General features: G+C 58.8%; 16 protein-coding genes. 12 read left to right on the plus strand and 4 right to left on the minus strand.

Going from position 1 to position 18,271, the window contains the following annotated elements; genetic code table 11:
- Positions 1 to 138 precede the first annotated feature (138 nt).
- Together I4W09_RS03770 and I4W09_RS03775 are read left to right on the plus strand one after the other, a co-directional pair.
- Positions 139 to 2,835: a valine--tRNA ligase gene (locus I4W09_RS03770; RefSeq protein WP_196031972.1), complete on the plus strand. Its 2,697-nt coding sequence runs from the start codon at positions 139 to 141 to the stop codon at positions 2,833 to 2,835.
- 274 nt (positions 2,836 to 3,109) lie between these two features.
- Positions 3,110 to 4,453, plus strand: coding sequence for a bifunctional folylpolyglutamate synthase/dihydrofolate synthase (locus tag I4W09_RS03775; protein WP_196031975.1), 1,344 nt, complete (start codon positions 3,110 to 3,112; stop codon positions 4,451 to 4,453).
- Positions 4,454 to 4,576: 123 nt separating this feature from the next.
- On the opposite strand, the gene I4W09_RS03780 is transcribed toward I4W09_RS03775, so the two are convergent.
- The 4 genes from I4W09_RS03780 to I4W09_RS03795 form a co-directional block, all read right to left on the minus strand.
- The gene (locus tag I4W09_RS03780; RefSeq protein WP_196031978.1) at positions 4,577 to 5,665 is read right to left on the minus strand and encodes a M24 family metallopeptidase; all 1,089 of its coding nucleotides are present in this window, start codon (positions 5,663 to 5,665) and stop codon (positions 4,577 to 4,579) included.
- A gap of 466 nt (positions 5,666 to 6,131) precedes the next feature.
- Positions 6,132 to 6,530, minus strand: a complete 399-nt coding sequence (locus I4W09_RS03785; protein ID WP_196031981.1) for a DUF1667 domain-containing protein — start codon at positions 6,528 to 6,530, stop codon at positions 6,132 to 6,134.
- A 4-nt stretch (positions 6,531 to 6,534) separates the two neighbouring features.
- The gene (locus I4W09_RS03790) at positions 6,535 to 7,890 is read right to left on the minus strand and encodes an NAD(P)/FAD-dependent oxidoreductase (protein WP_196031984.1); all 1,356 of its coding nucleotides are present in this window, start codon (positions 7,888 to 7,890) and stop codon (positions 6,535 to 6,537) included.
- A 1-nt stretch (position 7,891) separates the two neighbouring features.
- Entirely contained in the window at positions 7,892 to 9,364 is a 1,473-nt protein-coding gene (locus I4W09_RS03795; protein ID WP_196031987.1) for an NAD(P)/FAD-dependent oxidoreductase, read from the minus strand.
- A gap of 627 nt (positions 9,365 to 9,991) precedes the next feature.
- Between I4W09_RS03795 and I4W09_RS03800 the strand changes: the two genes are divergently transcribed.
- The 10 genes from I4W09_RS03800 to I4W09_RS03845 form a co-directional block, all read left to right on the plus strand.
- Positions 9,992 to 10,423, plus strand: coding sequence for a double zinc ribbon domain-containing protein (locus I4W09_RS03800; protein ID WP_055251579.1), 432 nt, complete (start codon positions 9,992 to 9,994; stop codon positions 10,421 to 10,423).
- Between the two features lie 223 nt (positions 10,424 to 10,646).
- Positions 10,647 to 12,410 (plus strand): threonine--tRNA ligase, encoded by a 1,764-nt coding sequence (gene thrS, locus I4W09_RS03805; RefSeq protein ID WP_196031990.1) that lies wholly within the window; start codon positions 10,647 to 10,649, stop codon positions 12,408 to 12,410.
- A 326-nt stretch (positions 12,411 to 12,736) separates the two neighbouring features.
- Positions 12,737 to 13,327: a hypothetical protein gene (locus tag I4W09_RS03810; protein ID WP_196031993.1), complete on the plus strand. Its 591-nt coding sequence runs from the start codon at positions 12,737 to 12,739 to the stop codon at positions 13,325 to 13,327.
- Positions 13,328 to 13,411: 84 nt separating this feature from the next.
- On the plus strand, positions 13,412 to 14,113 hold the full coding sequence (locus I4W09_RS03815) for a sugar transferase (RefSeq protein WP_196031996.1): 702 nt from the start codon (positions 13,412 to 13,414) through the stop codon (positions 14,111 to 14,113).
- Positions 14,114 to 15,130: a WaaS/CpsH family glycosyltransferase gene (locus I4W09_RS03820; RefSeq protein WP_196031999.1), complete on the plus strand. Its 1,017-nt coding sequence runs from the start codon at positions 14,114 to 14,116 to the stop codon at positions 15,128 to 15,130.
- Entirely contained in the window at positions 15,127 to 15,963 is an 837-nt protein-coding gene (locus I4W09_RS03825) for an NAD-dependent epimerase/dehydratase family protein (RefSeq protein ID WP_196032002.1), read from the plus strand. Before I4W09_RS03820 ends, I4W09_RS03825 begins: the two co-directional genes overlap by 4 nt.
- A complete protein-coding gene (locus I4W09_RS10605; RefSeq protein ID WP_271756753.1) occupies positions 15,956 to 16,534 on the plus strand; it encodes a DapH/DapD/GlmU-related protein in 579 nt (192 codons plus the stop codon). Before I4W09_RS03825 ends, I4W09_RS10605 begins: the two co-directional genes overlap by 8 nt.
- A gap of 2 nt (positions 16,535 to 16,536) precedes the next feature.
- Entirely contained in the window at positions 16,537 to 17,250 is a 714-nt protein-coding gene (locus tag I4W09_RS03835) for a glycosyltransferase (RefSeq protein ID WP_196032009.1), read from the plus strand.
- The gene (locus tag I4W09_RS03840) at positions 17,247 to 18,050 is read left to right on the plus strand and encodes a glycosyltransferase (RefSeq protein WP_196032012.1); all 804 of its coding nucleotides are present in this window, start codon (positions 17,247 to 17,249) and stop codon (positions 18,048 to 18,050) included. The genes I4W09_RS03835 and I4W09_RS03840 overlap by 4 nt, the downstream gene beginning before the upstream one ends.
- Positions 18,051 to 18,053: 3 nt before the next feature.
- Positions 18,054 to 18,271, plus strand: a 218-nt coding sequence (locus tag I4W09_RS03845) for a sugar phosphate nucleotidyltransferase (RefSeq protein WP_196032015.1), incomplete at its 3' end; no start/stop codon positions are given.

Raw genomic sequence — 18,271 nt, forward strand, 5'->3', positions numbered from 1 at the left:
CCTAAGGCGTGTCCGCCTGCTTGGTTTTCGTAGATTCCGCACGAGCCGAAGAGCACTAAATGTGCTCTTCGTGCGAGCCAGGACCTGACCGAGCGAAAACCAAGCAGGCGGACACGCCGACGGGCAAGGGAGAGATATATGGAAGAGATGCCCAAGAACTACGATCCGTCGACCAACGAGCCGGCGATCCTGCAGAAGTGGCTCGACGGCGGCTACTATAAGCGCCGTGAGGGCGTGGGCGACTGCACCGTCACCATTCCGCCTCCCAACGTGACCGGCAAGCTCCACATGGGTCACGCCACCGACGACTCCATCCAGGACGCCATCGTCCGTATGGCCCGCATGCGCGGCAAGTCCACGCGCTGGGTGCTCGGCACCGACCACGCCGGTATCGCCACGCAGACCAAGGTCGACAAGAAGCTCAAGAGCGAGGGCATCAGCCGCCTGGAGATCGGTCGCGACAAGTTCGTCGACGCCTGCTGGGACTGGACCCACGAGTACGGCGGCATCATCGTCGAGCAGATCAAGCGCATGGGCTGCTCCGTCGACTTCGACAACGAGCGCTTCACCATGGACGAGGACTACGCCCAGGCCGTACGTAAGGTCTTCTGCGACTGGTATCACGACGGCCTGATCTACCGCGGCAAGCGCATCGTCAACTGGTGCCCCAACTGCACCACCGCCATCTCGGACGACGAGGCCGAGTACAAGGACGAGAAGGGCCACCTGTGGCACCTGCGTTACCCGCTGACCGAGCCGGTCAACGGCCAGGACTATATCGTCGTCGCCACCACGCGTCCCGAGACCATGCTCGGCGACACGGGCGTTGCCGTCTCCCCGAAGGACCCCGAGAAGGCCGCCTTCGTGGGTAAGACCGTCAAGCTCCCCATCGTCGACCGCGAGATCCCCATCTTTGAGGATTGGCATGTCGATGCCAACTTCGGTTCCGGCTTCGTCAAGGTCACCCCGGCCCACGACCCCAACGACTACGCCATGGGTCAGGCCCACGACCTGCCGCAGATCAACATCTTTGACGAGCACGCGGTGGTCGTCGAGGGCTATGGCGAGTTCACCGGCATGAACCGCGACGAGTGCCGCGAGGCCGTCATCAAGTGGTTTGAGGAGCACGACCTGCTCGATCACGTCGAGGACCTCGATCACTCCGTCATGCACTGCTACCGTTGCGACTCCGCGCTGGAGCCGTGGCTGTCCGAGCAGTGGTTCGTCGCTGTCGACAAACTCAAGGGGCCGGCACTCGACGCCGTCAACTCCGGCAAGGTCACCTTCCACCCCGCGCGCTGGACGCAGACCTACACCACCTGGATGGAGAATCTTAAGGACTGGTGCATCAGCCGCCAGCTGTGGTGGGGCCACCGCATTCCCGTGTTCTACTGCGAGGACTGCGGCTGGGAGGACGCCCTGGCCGAGGACACCGATGTGTGCCCCAAGTGCGGCGGCCATCACGTGCATCAGGATGAGAACGTGCTGGACACCTGGTTCAGCTCGCAGTTGTGGACTTTCGCCACGCAGGGCTGGCCGCAAAAGCCGGAGCTGCTCGAGGGTCATCACCCCACGACGGCGCTGGTCACCGCGCGCGACATTATCGCGCTGTGGGTCGCCCGCATGGTCATGAGCTCGCTGTACTTCCTGGACGAGGTGCCGTTTAAGGACGTTGTCATCTACCCGACGATCCTTGCCAAGGACGGCAGCCGCATGTCCAAGTCCAAGGGCAACGGTGTTGACCCCATGGACCTCATTGGCATGTACGGCGCCGACGCCATGCGTTACAACCTGCTGACGCTCTGCACCAACAACCAGGACGTCAAGTTCGACGCGAACATCGATAAGAAGACCAAGAAGCTCATCGACAGCCCGCGCACCGAGCAGGCTAAGTCGTTTGTGACCAAGATCTGGAACGCCAGCCGCTTCCTGCTCATGAACATGGAGGGCTACACGCCCGGCGAGCCCGTCGTGGAGACGCCGGCCGACGCCTGGATGTTCAGCCGCCTGGCCAAGGCCGTCAAGATGGTCACCGAGGGCATCGAGAACTACACCTTTGGCGACATGGCCCGCGGCGTGCAGCAGTTCTTCTGGAACGAGGTCTGCGACTGGTACGTCGAGGTCACCAAGGCCCGCCTGAAGGGCGAGGGTCGTCTGCAGGCGCAGCGCAACCTGATCTTTGTGCTCGACACCTCCATTCGCCTGATGCACCCGCTTATGCCGTTTGTCACCGAGGAGATTTGGGACAACATGCCGGCGAGCGTGCTCGACCTGGACGCCGAGGGCAACGTGGACCGCGCCGAGGCGCTCATGATCGCCAAGTGGCCGGAGCCCGCCGACTACGCCAAGTATGTCGATGAGCCCGCCGAGCGCGCATTTGAGCTGTGCCGCACCGTCGTTTCCGCCGCCCGCGCCACGCGTTCGCGTTATCGCTTGAGCCCCAAGGCCGAGCTCGACGTGGTCGTGCGCGCCGGTACCGAGGACATCGAGAAGCTCGAGAGCCTGCGCTCTACGATTGAGCCGCTGGCGAACACCGCCTCGCTGGTCATGGGTACTGATGTTGAGAAGCCGGCCGCGAGCATCGCCGTGGTCGATAGCGGCGTCGAGGTCTTTGTGGTGCTCGAGGGCAAGGTTGACCTTTCGGCTGAGAAGGCACGCCTGGAGAAGGAGATCGCCGCGGCCCAGAAGGAGCTCGCCGGCTGCGAGAAGACGCTGGCCAACGAGGGCTTTGTGGCCAAGGCCGCGCCTGCGGTGGTCCAGAAGAAGAGGGACCGTGCAGCTGAGCTCAAGGAGATCCTGGCGGCGCTGACTGCTCAGGTTGCTGACTTCTCGTAGGCGGTACTGGGGGACGCGGTTTGGGGCTTTGCTCGCTACTTCGGACAGTCCTGCTCGCACGAAGGCCACATTAAGTGGCCTTCGGCTCGTGCGGAACTTGTATCGAGCAAAGCCCCAAACCGCTCCCATAGCGGTTACGGGGGCGTCCGCTGCCTGGTAGGGCCACTTGGTTGCGGCCTTGAGGTCGCTGCAAAGCGGTGTTTGGCTGATATTTTGAATGGGAGGGGCTCGCTGTTGATTCGGGCCTCTTTTTATGTTGAGGGGACTTTGGGTTATGGCTAAGCGTTCTGGGTCGTATTCTGTGCCGTTCTCGTTTGAGTTGCTTTCGTTTGGTGAGGCTGTTGGGCTGGCTGCTGATACGGGGCGGATTTCTGGGGATGCTGGGCCTCTGCTCGAGACGGTTGTCGATATGCTCGATGAGCTGGGGCGTCCGGACGAGTATTTCGATTGCATTCAGGTTGCCGGTACCAATGGCAAGACTTCGACCACGCGTTTTTCGGCTGCCATCCTTCGTGGTGAGGGGTTAAAGACCGCGCTGTATACGTCGCCGCAGCTTGTGCGCTATCCCGAGCGCATGGAGGTCGATGGACGCGTTGTGAGCGACGAGGCCTTTGCCCGTGGCGTTTCGGCAGCTGTCGAGGCGGGACATCGCGTGAATGCGCGTCGTGTGGCGGTGGGGGAGCGTGCCTATACCATCACGCCTTTTGACCTGCTGACGGCTGCCGCACTTGTAGTGTTTGCCGAGGCCGCGGTGGATGTCGCCGTGCTCGAGGTCGGCATGGGCGGACGTTGGGACGCCACGAGTGCGACCGATCCTGTCGCCGTTGCCATCACGGGCATCGGACTCGATCACACACGCATTTTGGGCGATACGCTCGAGGCCATTGCGGGTGAGAAGGCTGCGGTTATTAAGCCCGGACGCTTGGTTGTGCTGGGCGAGGGCACACACGAGGCGAGCGTTCAACGCGTGATGGATGCTCGTTGCCGCGAGTGCGGCGTCGTGCCGCTCGTGGTGAGCCACGCCACGACTAAGGCGCCGGCGCATGTAGGCGACACGGTTGAGTTTAGCTGCACCACGCCGCGTGCGATCTATACGTCGAGCATGGTCAAGCCGGCCTATCAGCCGCAGAATGCCGCGTGCGCGATTATGCTTTGCGAGGGGTATTTGGGTCGCGAACTCGATCATGACAAGCTCGATGCGTCGCTTATGGGCTGCCCCACGCCGGGCCGCTTTGATGTACTGGGAACTGATCCGCTCAAGCTGATCGACGCCTGCCATAACCCTCAGAGCTGCGAGAACTTTGTGAGCGCGCTGGACGAGATCGATCCGTGCGTGGAGAATCGTCCCACGCTGCTGTGCGCCGCGCTGGCAGACAAGGACGTGGCGGGCATCGTCGATGTGTTGATCCCGGCCTTCCCTCGCGTGGTCGTGACGCAGACCGATTCCGATCGCGCCCTGCCGGCAGAGGAGCTCGCCGCCCTCGTTGATGCCGATAAGCTCGCGGGCGTGTACCCCAGCGTGTCCGAGTCCCTCGCAGCTTTCGAAGCTGCAGGCGAGCCCTTTGTAGCAGCCGGCACCATCACCCTAGCCGGCGAAGTAGCGGGGCTGCTGCGCTAGCCCGCTCTGCTCCGTTAACCCATCCCCTCATCAGTTGCGGTGAAATAGGGACTGTTTTATGGGCTAGAAGCCTTAAACAGTCCGTATTTCACCGCAACTTCTAGGGGAGCTTTGGTGGCATGCCTAGTCGAGGCGGACTGGGTCGTGGGGGTAGGCGTTGAGGATCTCGACGCCGGACTCGGTGACCAGGGCAAGGTCCTCGATGCGGACGCCGGTGCGGCCGGGGAGGTAGATGCCCGGCTCGATGGAGAACGTCATGCCCGGCTCTACGACCTGCTCGTTGACAAGCGAGACATCGCCTGGCTCATGGTCCTGCAGGCCGATTGAGTGTCCCAGACGGTGCGTAAAGAACTGGCCATAGCCCGCATCCTCAATCACGTTGCGCGCGGCTCGGTCCAGGTCGCACATGCGCACGCCCGGTGCGATGAGCGCCTCGGCGGCCTCGTTGGCGCGACGCACGATGTCGTAGATGCGTGCTGTCTCCTCGTCCGGCTCGCCCCAAAAGAACGTGCGTGTCATGTCCGAGCAGTAGTTGCGACGACGCCCGCCAATGTCGAACAGTACCACGTCGCCGCGCTTGAGTACCGTATCGTCGGGCTCGTGGTGCGGGTCGCCGGCGTTGGCGCCAAAGCTTACGATGGGCGGAAAGCTAAAGCCTTCGCAGCCGTGATTGCGGTACAGACCGAGCATTTGGTCTGCAATTTCGCGCTCCGTCACGCCCTCGTGAACGAGCTTGATGGCGTCGGCCATTACGGCATCGTTGGCGGCCGAGGACACGCGCAAGAGCTCCTGCTCGGCTGCGTCCTTGTGGGTGCGTGCGGCTGTGACGGCAAAGTCGCCCAGGAAGAACTCGCTCGCAGCATGGCGCTCCATAAGGGGCATCAAAAAGCCGGAGCGCATAACGGTATCGATGCCGAGGGGCTTGGCGGGATTGACCTCGCGAGCGATGGCGTCGGTCACGACGTCGGTATCGGTGTGGTAGGCCACGCGGGCATTGTCGTACTCTGGCAGCTGATGCAGGGCGTTAACCAAGATTACGGGCTCGGCATCGCGCGCGAGCAGCACGCCGCAAAAACGCTCGAACATATCGGCATAAAAGCCGGTTAGATAGTAGATCGACCATGGGTCGTTTACGAGCAGCTGCGCGCCGGGGTGCTGAGCCTCAAGCGCATCGAGCACGCGCGCCACACGCTGGTCATCGACATGTGCCATGAAACATCCTTTCGCTAGGGTGCCACCATGGTATCCCCAATGCCAGGGTAGTCAATTTGGGACGGGGCTATTTTAGCTGCGTCAAACATGCGGAATGATAGGTAAAAGTAGTCACAAGAGGCCGTCCCAAATGGGCTGGTTTCAAAAGTATGGCGGATTACGGGGCTGGACCTGTATTACTTGACCATGGGAAAAATCGCGAAATTAAAACCTCAGGTAGACGGCTTATCAAAAATTGAAAATTGCCGGTATGGATGGGGGTCTCCGAACCAGCCCCGTAATCCGGCATAGTTTCGAAATGGCACTAAAGTAGGCACAGGCTAAATACCAATTACAAAGATAGTTGCGGTGGAATAGTTCCTGGATGCCGGGGTTTTGGCGGAAATCAGGAACTATTTCACCGCAATTGAGGAGGGGCGGGGTGAATGGCGGGGTAGCTAAAAGAGGCCCGTCCCAAATTGGCTGCTTAGGCGGGGTCGATGTCCATGCTGGCGATTAGGTTGATGTTGGTGTCTAGGAGGTTCTCTAGCACGACGTCGCCCATGCGGATGGGGGCTTTGACCACTAGTCCGCGGATGAGGTCCATGGTTTGGGCGTGAAGTGCCAGCGGGATGGCTTCGGCCGTGCGCACTGGCAGCAGCGCCTCGTCACCGCCGGATACGGCCACGGTTGTGGTGAGCACGCGCATGGGGCAGGTGAGCTCCTGATGCGCGAATGTATCGCCGCGCGGGCAGCTGTTGCCGGTCACGGAGCGCACCTCTACCACGGCGCCGTCTGCGCTACGCTCGACCTCTACGGTCAGGAGGCACTCGGATGGGCAGGTGGTGCAGTTGAACTGCAATGTCTCGGTCACATTCGTGCTCATGACTCTACGCCTCCTCAACGGGGTCGACGGACAGGACAATCTCGCTAACACCCAGGTCGAGTGCGCGCTGAATCACCTTTGCCGGTAGCGGGAAGCTTTCCATGACGCTCGGTTTAAACGGGCGGACCTTGCCCGCAAACAGTTCCTCGTCGCCTGCCAGAATGCGCACGCGGGCGGCGTCGACCGGCCGGCGTACGCGGAAGTTGAGTTTGGTGAGTGCCACAGCCGTAATGCGTCCCAGCAGTGCGTAGCCCGCAATGCCGGCGGGGGAGACCGTAAGCTGACAGCCCGGGCCCGTAGCGCCCACCCCAGCGCCGCCGTCCAACGCCCACGCCGCCGCAGCCGCACCGGCACGCTCGGACTCGGTCGTCACATTGTCTGCCAGGTCGTGCACGTGCAGCACGTTGCCGCAGGCAAAGATGCCCGACACGCCCGTCTGCAGACTCTGGTCCACCACGGCGCCGCGCGTGCGTGGGTCCAGCTCCACGCCCGCGGCAACCGAAAGCTCGTTCTCGGGAATCAGGCCCACCGAAAGCAGTAGCGTGTCGCACGGAACGATGCGCTCCGTCCCGGCAATGGGTGCCAGGTGCTCGTCGACCCGGCTTACCTCGACGGCCTCCACGCGGTCGTGCCCGATCACGCGCGTGACCGTGGTAGACAGATGCAGTGGAATGCCAAAGTCGTCCAGGCAGTTTTTCACATTGCGGCGCAGGCCGTTGGCGTACGGCATGAGTTCGTACACGCCCTCGACCGAAATCCCCTCGAGCGTGCAGCGGCGCGCCATGATCAGCCCGATGTCACCCGAGCCCAAAATGACGGCGCGCGAGCCGGGTTTGAGGTTCTCGATGTTGATGTATCGCTGCGCCAGGCCGGCCGTAAACACGCCGGCGGGACGACTGCCGGGAATCTTGATCTCGCTGCGCGTGCGCTCGCGACAACCCATGGCAAGGATGACCGCGCGCCCGGTGAGCCGTAGCATGCTGGCGGGGCTCATGAGCGTGACGGTATGGACCGCGGCGTCTTCCGTAGGCTCGCCCGAATCAATCCCAATCACCATGCAGTCCAGGAACAGCGTAATGTCGGTTGCGCGCACCTGGTCGATAAAGCGCTGTGCGTATTCGGGACCGGTGAGTTCCTGTTTAAAGTGCGACAGGCCAAAGCCGGGGTGGATGCACTGGCGGAGGATGCCGCCCAGGTGCTGCTCGCGCTCCACGATGGCCACGCGTGCGCCGGCCTTATGCGCGGCCAGCGCGGCCGCCATGCCTGCAGGCCCGCCGCCGATAACGACCACGTCGAAGGCTTGCGTTTGTACGGCTTCTACGACGCCGCAATCAATCGCACTCGATTTGAACTCCTCCATCCTAGCGCACCCCCTTCAAAGGTCCCTCGACCAACCAGGAGCCGGCGTCCTCCAGTAATACCTCGCTAGGGTTGCAGCCCAACTCGCGCGTCAGAATCGCCACCACGCGGCTCTGGCAAAAGCCGCTCTGACACCGGCCCATACCGGCACGGCAGCGGCGCTTGACGCCTTCGACCGAAACCGCGCCCGGCTGGCGTCGGATCGCGGCCACGATCTCGGCTTCGGGCACCGTCTCGCAGCGGCAGACAATCTGGCCCCACGCGGGATCGGACTCGATCAGCTCCTCCTTGCGCGCCAGTGGTGCGCGGTCAAAGTCGTCCGGCGCGCGGCGAATTGGGTTCCAGTCATCCCGTTCGCGCAAAACCACACCCGCGTCGCGCATAACCTGCTCCATGCGCTCGGCAATGGCCGGCGCGCTCGCCACGCCCGGCGACTGAATGCCTGCCGCCTGGAACAGTCCCGGCACCACGGCCGACTGCCCAATAAAGAAGTCGTTCGTTCCCTGAATGACCGGACGCCCGCCGGCAAATGCGCTCACCACGCGGCGCGTATCCAGATCGGGCACCAGCTTGCGCGCGCCGGTCAGCAGCGCGTTAACGTCGCCGGCGTAGGTCTGCGTGTCGCCCGGATCGCGCACGGCGGCGGTCGCGGTGATCACCGTGTTGCCGTGGACGGTGCCTGTAACGATGACGCCCTTGGAAACCGGCGTGGGAACGGGGTAGAGCGGCATGAGCGCACGTGGCTCCTTGTCCAGCACCACGATGTTGCCCTGGCGCCAGACCATCTGGAACTCCTCGGCGCCCGCCATATGCGAGATGTTTGCGGCGCCGTTGCCCGCGGCATTAATCAAATAGCGGCAACGCACATCACCGGTCGGTGTCACCAGCGTAAAGCGAGCGGTCCCGTCACCGCTCCCGTCGCCAGCGCCGGGAGCTACCTCGATCGCCTCCACCGGCGCGGACCGCATAAAGGTCACCCCGTTGGCGACGGCGTTTTCCAGCGCGGCGATGGCAACCTCAAACGGGTCGACAAATCCAGTCGAGGGGCACCACAACGCACACGTTGCATCGGCACTGGCGCGCGGCTCCAATTCGTGGATGCGGTCGGGTCCGACGATCGACAGCTCGGGCACACCGTTGGCAAGGCCGTTGCACCGCAGCTGCTCCAGTTGTGCGCCGTCTTCGTCGTTAAACCCCAGCACCATCGACCCGGTACGGCAAAACAAAAAGCCTAGCTCCTGGGCCCACGTGCCATATAGCTCGCAACCACGGGCGTTGACCTGCGCCTTTACCGTTCCCGGTGCCGGATCGTAGCCGGCGTGCACCAGACCGCCGTTGGCCTTCGACGCGCCCAGCGCAATATCGTTAGCCGCCTCGACCACGCAAATGGACAGGTCATAGCGCGCGAGCTGCCTCGCGATGGCGCATCCGGTGATGCCCGCGCCGACAATCACGATATCAAACGTTTCCGTCACAGTGCCTCCCAGACGAGTTGACAGGCCGTCAATAAGACTATCCTAGGGTCTGCACACCCCCAGTGCGACGGCAATGCGGCGAACAGCCCTGCAACACCCGCCAACGGCAGGCGCGGGCTGGCCCAGCACGGATGCTGGCCACGTTAGACCGCGAGATCTTCCCACCAAACATCGCGGTCGTCGCCGTTACCTGTTACAGATTGAGATGCTGCGTCCACAGGCGCACGTTCATCTCGATTTGTAACGATAGGCGGGGAATTGCGGTCCTACGTGTTACAGATCGAGACGGTAGCCCGTCGGGTTACTCGTATGTCTCGATCTGTAACAGCTGGCAGGGTTTTTGGTTCCTTTCTGTTACAGGTCGAGACAATCTTTCCGACGGATTCTGGTTGTCTCGATCTGTAACAGTAAGAACTGTTTTTGGGTTCTAGATGTTACAGATCGAGGTTTAAGTCGGGGAGAGAAGGGTTTGTCTAAATCTGTAACGTCTGGGACTGTTTTAGCCGAGTATCTGTTACAGATTGAGATGTTTGTGTCCGCGCCAGCCCCATACTCAGCCGTAGTCCCATATAAACAAACCCCGTGGTAAACTTGACCGGACTGTTAATATCCCGAAAGGTACCCGTAATGTCCAAGTACATCTCCGAGCTCATGTCGCCGCAGCTCATGGGCGTCGTCTATGCCTTCGTTGGCTTTATCATCGCCCTGTATGTGCTGTCGGTCGTCTATGTGTTCATCGACGCTCGCCGACGCGGCGCCAGCGCCTACGTGGCATGGGGCATCATCGCCCTCATCCCGTTTGTGGGCCTCATTGCCTACCTGGTCCTGCGTCCGCACTCTTACGCGTCCGACCGCGAGGAGCAGGAGCTGGACATGGCCCTGCGCGAGCGCCAGCTTGCCCAGTACGGCACCTGTCCGCAGTGCGGCGCGCCCATCGAGAAGGACTTCGTCGTCTGCCCGGTGTGCGACACTCAGGTTCGCAACGTCTGCCCCAGCTGCCATCGCCCGCTCGATGCGCACTGGAAGGTCTGCCCCTACTGCCGAACTCGCATCCAGTAACGCATCCATCGCCGGGCCGGCCGCAAGTCCCGGGCACGCCGCAAGCCACGCGCGCCCCAGACTCCGCCCACACGATGAAGCATGCGTAGAAAATCGCCCGCCGTGCCATTAAGGTGCAGCGGGCGCTTGTATACCAAGGCAACCTGCCTATAATGATGCAAGTTAAATCGCCGAGCGCATCGCACGCACTTGCATCAGGCATCCGAGAGGAGAAAACATACCCATGAAGGCACTCTACAATGACGGTTCGGTGGCCGAGCTCCCGCAGGACGAGGTCACGCACGTCATCCGCCACTCTGCTGCGCACATCATGGCGCAGGCCATCAAGCGCCTCTATCCCGAGGCCGACTTTGCCTACGGCCCCGCGACCGACAATGGCTTCTACTACGACGTCGATCTGCCCGAGGGCGTCAAGATCAGCGAGGACGACTTCCCTGCGATCGAGGCCGAGATGAAAAAGATCGTCAAGGAGAACCTCAAGTTCTCCGTGTACGATAAGCCCCGCGCCGAGGCCATCGCCCTTATGGAAGAGCGCGGCGAGAAGTACAAGGTCGAGCACATCGGCGACTTGGACGACGACGCCCGCATCACCTTCTACCAGCAGGGCGACTACATCGACATGTGCGTTGGTCCCCACATCTGCTACACCAAGGCCCTCAAGGCCTTTAAGCTCACCGGCGTCTCGGGCGCCTACTGGAAGGGCGACAAGGACAACAAGATGCTCACCCGTATCAACGGCGTCGCCTTTGCCACCAAGGAAGAGCTCGACGAGCACATGCACATGCTGGAGGAGGCCAAGAAGCGCGACCACCGCAAGATCGGCCGCGAGATGGACCTCTTTATGATGCGCGACGAGGCCCCCGGCTTCCCGTTCTTCCTGCCCAACGGCATGATCCTTAAGAACACGCTGCTGGACTACTGGCGCGAGATCCACCACAAGGCCGGCTACGTGGAGATCTCCACGCCGCTCATCATGAACAAGCAGCTGTGGAAGACCTCGGGCCACTGGGACCACTACAAGGACAACATGTACTCCACCGTCATCGACGACGAAGAGTACTGCATTAAGCCCATGAACTGCCCGGGCGGCGTGCTGGTGTACGCCTCCAAGCCGCACTCCTATCGCGAGCTGCCCATTCGCGCCGGCGAGATTGGCCTGGTGCACCGCCACGAGCTGCGTGGCGCCCTGCACGGCCTGTTCCGCGTGCGCTGCTTTAACCAGGACGACGCTCACCTGTTTGTGCGTCCCGACCAGCTGACCGACGAGATCGTGGGCGTGGTCAACCTTATCGACTCCGTGTACCAGAAGTTTGGCTTTAAGTACCACGTTGAGCTTTCCACCCGCCCTGAGGACTCCATGGGTTCGGACGAGGACTGGGCTCGCGCCGAGGAGGGCCTGCGCACCGCTCTGGAGCAGCTGCACATGGACTACGAGGTCAACGAGGGCGACGGCGCCTTCTACGGCCCCAAGATCGACTTCCACCTGGAGGACTCGCTCGGCCGTACCTGGCAGTGCGGTACCGTCCAGCTCGACTTCCAGATGCCGCTCAACTTTGACCTGGAGTACGTGGACGCCGACGGCACCAAGAAGCGCCCCATCATGCTGCACCGCGTTTGCTTTGGCTCCATCGAGCGCTTCATCGGTATTCTGATTGAGCACTTTGCGGGCAAGTTCCCCACCTGGCTGGCTCCCGTACAGGTCAAGGCACTTCCCGTCTCTGAGAAGAGCCGCGACTACGCCCACGAGGTGTGCGCCAAGCTGGAGGAGGCCGGCATTCGCGTGGTCTGCGACGACCGCGACGAGAAGATCGGCTACAAGATCCGCGAGGCCCGCAGCATCGATCGCGTGCCCTACATGCTCATCCTGGGCGAGAAGGAGGTCGAGGCCGGCAACATCTCCGTCCGCGATCGCTCCAACGAGACCGTTCAGATGAGCGTTGACGAGTTTGTTGCCAAGGTGACCGAGGAGATCAAGACCCGCGCCTAAGGCAAACTTCATAACAATTAACAAAGGCGACCGTCCACAAAGGGCGGTCGCCTTTTTTCATGCCGAAATAAGAAAAGCCGCTGGTTGAGCGGCTTTTTTTGTTGCACAAAAAGGTACAGGTTTTTGTAGAGGGGTATGGAGATGTACCTACTAGCAGTACATTTTGCGTAATCTGGGCAAACACTGATTAATTGCTCGTATAATGTCGTTTGTCGAAAGATACAAAAATCTGTACTTTTGCGACTGCGCCTAGCTGCGAGCGAGAAGCCTGTTCTAAACGCCCCTGCATTTGCGTGTATCGCAAAGCCAAAAAAGGGGGCGAGAACATGGAGCAGACGGCACGGCGCCAAGAGCAGCTTCCGGGCGCATTTAACGGCGCCACCACCAACAGCCAGCACGGCCGCGTCCGCTGGTATCTGGTCCACACCCCCAATGGAAAAGAGCGCGAGACCTGCGAAAAGGTCCGCCGCATTATCCCGCACAACCTTATGCAGGACGCTTTTGTGATGCAAAAGGAGTTCTGGTTTAAGCGGAACGGCGCCTGGTCGCTCCAAACCAAACCCATGTACAAGGAATACTTCTTCGTTGCCACGCACGATGCCGCCGCGCTCGATAGGGCCCTGGCCCAGTTGAGCTTTGGTTGCCGCATCGCCGGCAGTAGGGAGCGGGCGTACATGACCATGCCGGACGACGCGCAGGACTGGTACCGCAGCGTGCTCGACGACGATGGCGTGGTGCGCAACAGCGTTGCGCGCATAGAAGACGGCGTGTTGCACATAGAGCAGGGTCCCTTGGTGGGGCAAGAGGCCCGTGTGCAAAAGATCGACCGTCGCAAGCGCTGGTGCCTGGTGGACGTAGGCGAAGGCGGCTCCGCATTTAGGGAGCTGCTGCCGCTTGATGTTCCCATCAAAACGTAAGGGAGACGTTGCGCCAGCTATTCGTTCGCATTTTTGAATTTACCGATTGGGGGGTCCCTGGGGAACGGGGACGTAAGTTTGACTGTGGCTGCTAAAAAAGAAACAGAGAGCTGCGTATCCGTGGGGGGCGCACTTGGTATTAAAGAGATTAAGCCGAGCGGTACGCTTGGATACCGCTTTATTAAGAGGCTGTTTGATCTGGTGTTCAGTCTTTTGATGAGCGTACTGCTGCTTATCCCTATCGCCATTGTGTGCGCGCTCATTAGCCTCGAATCGCCCGGCAGCCCCATGTATACGCAAGAGCGCGTCGGCAAGGGCGGAAAGACAATCAGGATTTTTAAGCTTCGCAGCATGGTCGCAGATGCTGGCGATGTGCAGAAGTATTTGAGTCCTGAGCAGCTTCATCAGTGGGAAGTCGAACGCAAAGTTGACGATGACCCTCGTATTACCAAGATTGGTCAGTTCATTCGTAAATGCTCTATCGACGAGATGCCTCAGTTTATCAATGTCTTGAACGGAGACTTGTCTGTTATTGGGCCTCGCCCCATTACACGGGATGAGCTCGAGCAGCATTTTACGGATGTAGAAAAAGCTGAGTTGCTTTCTGTTCAGCCTGGCATTACCGGTCTTTGGCAGGCAACTGATCGCAACGAGGCGACATTTGAAAGCGGCTTGCGTCAGAAGATCGAACTTCGTTATGTGCAGAACCGTTGCTTCCGTATGGACTGGAAGTGCTTCGCGGGCACCTTTGGCGCCATGTTCGGCAAAGAGAGAACGGGGCGCTAGATGGGTTATCGCATTTTGCTTATGGCTCCGACTTTCTTCGGGTATCGTGATCGGGTGCGTGATGAGCTCTCTCGCCAAGGTCATAGCGTTGTATGTGTTGATGACCGTCCAAGCGAGTCTGTCTCCTTCAGATCCTTTGCGAAGATCAGCTATAGACTTGTCGACGGGCAGATTGCTAAGTATGCCGAATCCCTTAAGAAGAAGGTCGCGACAGGTGATTATGATTTGCTGATCTTCATGGGTGGCATGTCTTTTTGTTTCACACGCGATCAGCTTTCATCCATCAGGTCATCAAGCAATGCTCGTTTTGTTTCGTACCTTTGGGATGCTTTCAACAATTGCGAGCGTTTCGGTGCCTGCCGGGATCTATTTGACGATGTTTATTCTTTTGAGCCGTCCGACTGCGAACGTTACGGTCTGAAGTTTCGTCCTCTTTTCTTCTCTGGGGCATACGATGGCCTGCCTCTTGTTCCCGACGGTGGGTTCACGTATGACGCTTGCTTCATAGGGAGCGTGCACCAGCCGAGCAAATTTGAGGCGGTTAGCTCTATCTGCGACAACCTAGAATCGCAGGGCCTGCGGGTGTTTCGTTACTTCTTTATGCCGTCGAAGTCGGCGGCCTCGTTGCGGCGTCTTACAAACCCTGCCTATCGGGGTGTTGAGTTCAGCTTTGAATCGCTCTCGACTGAAAAGATAGTTGAGATTTATGCGCGTTCCAAAGCAATTGTCGATTCTCCCCAGGCTGGACAGCGTGGTCTTACCATGCGCACGCTCGAGGCCATCGGAGCGCATAGGAAGCTGATTACTGCCAATCCTGATGCGGCTCTCTACGATTTCGCGAGTAAAGGCGATGTCGCTGTGTGGAGTGGGAAGGGCAGCGTCCCCTCTCAATTCTTTACGACGCCTTATCGGGTGCTTCCCGATGAAGTGTATCGCGGCTATTCCATTGAAACCTTCGTAAAGGCTCTGCTGGGTAGCGAGCCAGCCTATGAAGGCTACGAGAAAGGCAACTTATGAGGATTATGGTCACCGGTGCCGACGGTTACATCGGCAAGGGAGTCGTCTCTCATCTCCTGGATGCTGGACACAAGGTCATGGCCATGGGTCTATGTTCGTGTGGGCTGAAGCACGATAATCTTGAGGAGCACGTTGGCGATGTGTTCTCCTACAATTTCCAGTCCAATGAGAGCCCGGATGTACTGCTGCACCTTGCTTGGCGCAACGGCTTCTCACATAACGACATTTCGCACTTGGATGACCTCTCTAAGCACTATCTATTTATCAAGGCGGCGCTCGAGGCGGGCGTCAAGCGCATCGCTGTCATGGGCTCTATGCACGAGGTCGGTTACCATGAGGGCGTCGTTGACGAGAACACCCCCTGCAATCCCACTACGCCCTACGGTGTTGCGAAGAACGCCCTCCGTCAACTTACTGGAGAGCTTTGCCGCCAGCATGGTGCCCAGATGCAGTGGCTCCGTGGGTTTTATCTCGTTTCTAACGACGGGCGCGGGTGCTCCATCTTCTCGAAGATCGTCGCGGCTGAGCTCGAGGGTAAGGACGAGTTCCCGTTCACGAGTGGTCGATGCAAATACGATTTCCTTCCTTATGAAGATTTCTGCCGACAGGTCGTCGCCGTCGTCGAGCAGGATGAGGTTAATGGCATCATCAACATCTGCTCCGGTGTGCCAATCGGCCTTGGTGACTACATCGAGCACTTTATTAATGAGAACGGCTTCTCGATCAAGCTCGGTTACGGTAAGTATCCCGATCGTCCGTATGATTCGCCCGCCATCTGGGGCGATGCAGCGAAGATTCGCAAGATTCTTGCGGCTAGGAGTGGCCTTGATTAACCAATACTCCCTTGGAGAGTTTGTCGGTAACTGCATTTACGTTGCCTATACTAGACTTCGCTTTCCTGGGGCGAGACTTATTAGGTTGCCTTTTTACTTACGAGGTGGAAAGAAGCGCTTCTCCTATGGGCATGGCCTGACGCTCGGTTATGGCTGTCGCTTTGACCTTGGCGGAGAGGGCGTTGCCCTAAAAATCGGCAGCAACTGCAAGTTCAATGATAGAGTGCATATAGTCGCGCATGATTCCGTTTCAATCGGTGACAACGTGCTGATGGCTTCGAATATATTTATCTCTGATACTAGTCACGGTGAATTCGCCGGTACATCAGCGTGTCCTTACGTTGCGCCAGACGACAGGGAGCTTGCTACTAAATCTACCGTCATCGGTGACAATGTCTGGATTGGCGAGGGCGTATGCGTTATGCCGGGCGTTACGATTGGCGACGGGTGTACCGTTGGCGCTAATGCCGTCGTAACTAAATCGTTTCCCAGCAATACCGTACTCGCTGGGTCTCCCGCACGGGCTATCAAGAAATGGAACGAAGTCTCTCAAAGTTGGGAGAGGGTGTAACTATGCTTGAAACTGCATCGGTTGCAATGGCTGTATACAACGGGGAGCGATTCCTTGAACAGCAGATCGACTCTATCTTGGTTCAACTCTCTTCGGATGATGAGCTTGTTATTTCCTATGACGAATCACAAGATGGCACTTTGTCACTCATTTCCAGATATGCAGAGACTGACGGACGAGTTAAGATTGTTCGCAATGCGGAGCCTGGCGTAGTCGGCAACTTCAACAACGCAATTCAGAACTGCTGCAAGGACATAATTTTTATTAGCGACCAGGATGATATTTGGAAACCTGGCAAAAAGGATGCCATGCTTCGACTTCTGAACGAAACTGGTGCTGACTTAGCGATACATAATGTGGTTCATATTAATGGGGAAGGCGCTGTTATCTCGAAGCCGCTATTTGAGGAATACGGTATCAGGGGTGGTTTATTGCGAAATTTCGCTAAACCACGATACAGCGGCTGCTGCATGGCTTTTCCTGCAAGCTCAAAACGACTCATCATGCCTATGCCCTCTTGTGTCGTCAATTATGATCATTGGATCGGTATGGTCTGTGAAAAATTTGGAACGGTTGTCTTCGATAACCGTGTCTTTCTGGAGCATAGACTGCACGGCGGTAATGTAACGACATCACGAAGGAAACTCAAGATCGTTGCTGCTCAGCGAGCTAATCTCCTCTGTGAACTTGTCAAGAAGGGGAGGACTCTTAAATGAGTACTGCTTCCCTTATTGTTGTTGTCTACAACCAGACTGTGAATGATGTGCCTGTAATTAATGCAGCCTTAAACGCGTTCGTAAGACCTGAAATCATCGTCTGCGATAATAGCACTCGGGAGTATGGTAACCGAGCAATCTGCGAGACCCTTGGTGTTTGCTATGTCGATATGGCTGGGAATAAGGGCCTTCCTGCGGCATATCGAGCTGGCATCGAGAGATGCCATGGTGATCTGGTTTGTCTGTTCGATGACGACACCGAGGTTGATCAAGATTATTTCACCGCTTTGGATGGCCTTGACGTTTCTTCACCTGACTGGGATGTTGATCTTCCGCTTGTTTTGAGTGGCGATTCTGTCCTTTCACCTTGCACCTTTGACGGTTTTAGGGCCCATCCTTTTCCAGACATCGACTCTGTTTCGGATTGTTCTGAGCTGAGCGGCATCAACAGTGGAATGATTGTAAAGCGCTCCGTGTTCGAAGCTGTTTCATACGACCCTGATCTCTTCTTGGATTTGGTTGATCACAAGTTTATTGATGATGTGAAAAAGGCGGGAATGAAGGTCGTTTACTTACGCGGCCCACTTCTGAAGCAGAGCTATTCCCTTGCGTCAGATAACGTTGATAAAGCATTAATACGCTTATCGATTTTTGAACGCGATGCACGGCATTTTTATGGCAGTTCTACCCCCCGGCGCCTTTATTGCATTGGAATGCTCGCCGTAAGGAAAGCCAAGCTTTGTCTTAAATACCGAACAACTTGTTTTCTTATCCCGACTAAAGACAACGGAAAGGTGTAATTAATGAAAGGCATCATCCTCGCCGGCGGGTCCGGCACGCGCCTGTACCCGCTCACGCTCGTGACCTCCAAGCAGCTGCTGCCGGTCTACGACAAGCCCATGATCTACTACCCGCTGTCCACCCTCATGTTGGCGGGCATCCGCGACATCCTGGTCATCTCCACCCCGACCGACCTTCCCAACTTCGAGCGCCTGCTCGGGGACGGCTCGCGCTACGGCGT

Origin of the sequence: Collinsella aerofaciens (assembly GCF_015670795.1) — a bacterium.
Lineage (GTDB): Bacteria > Actinomycetota > Coriobacteriia > Coriobacteriales > Coriobacteriaceae > Collinsella > Collinsella aerofaciens_Q.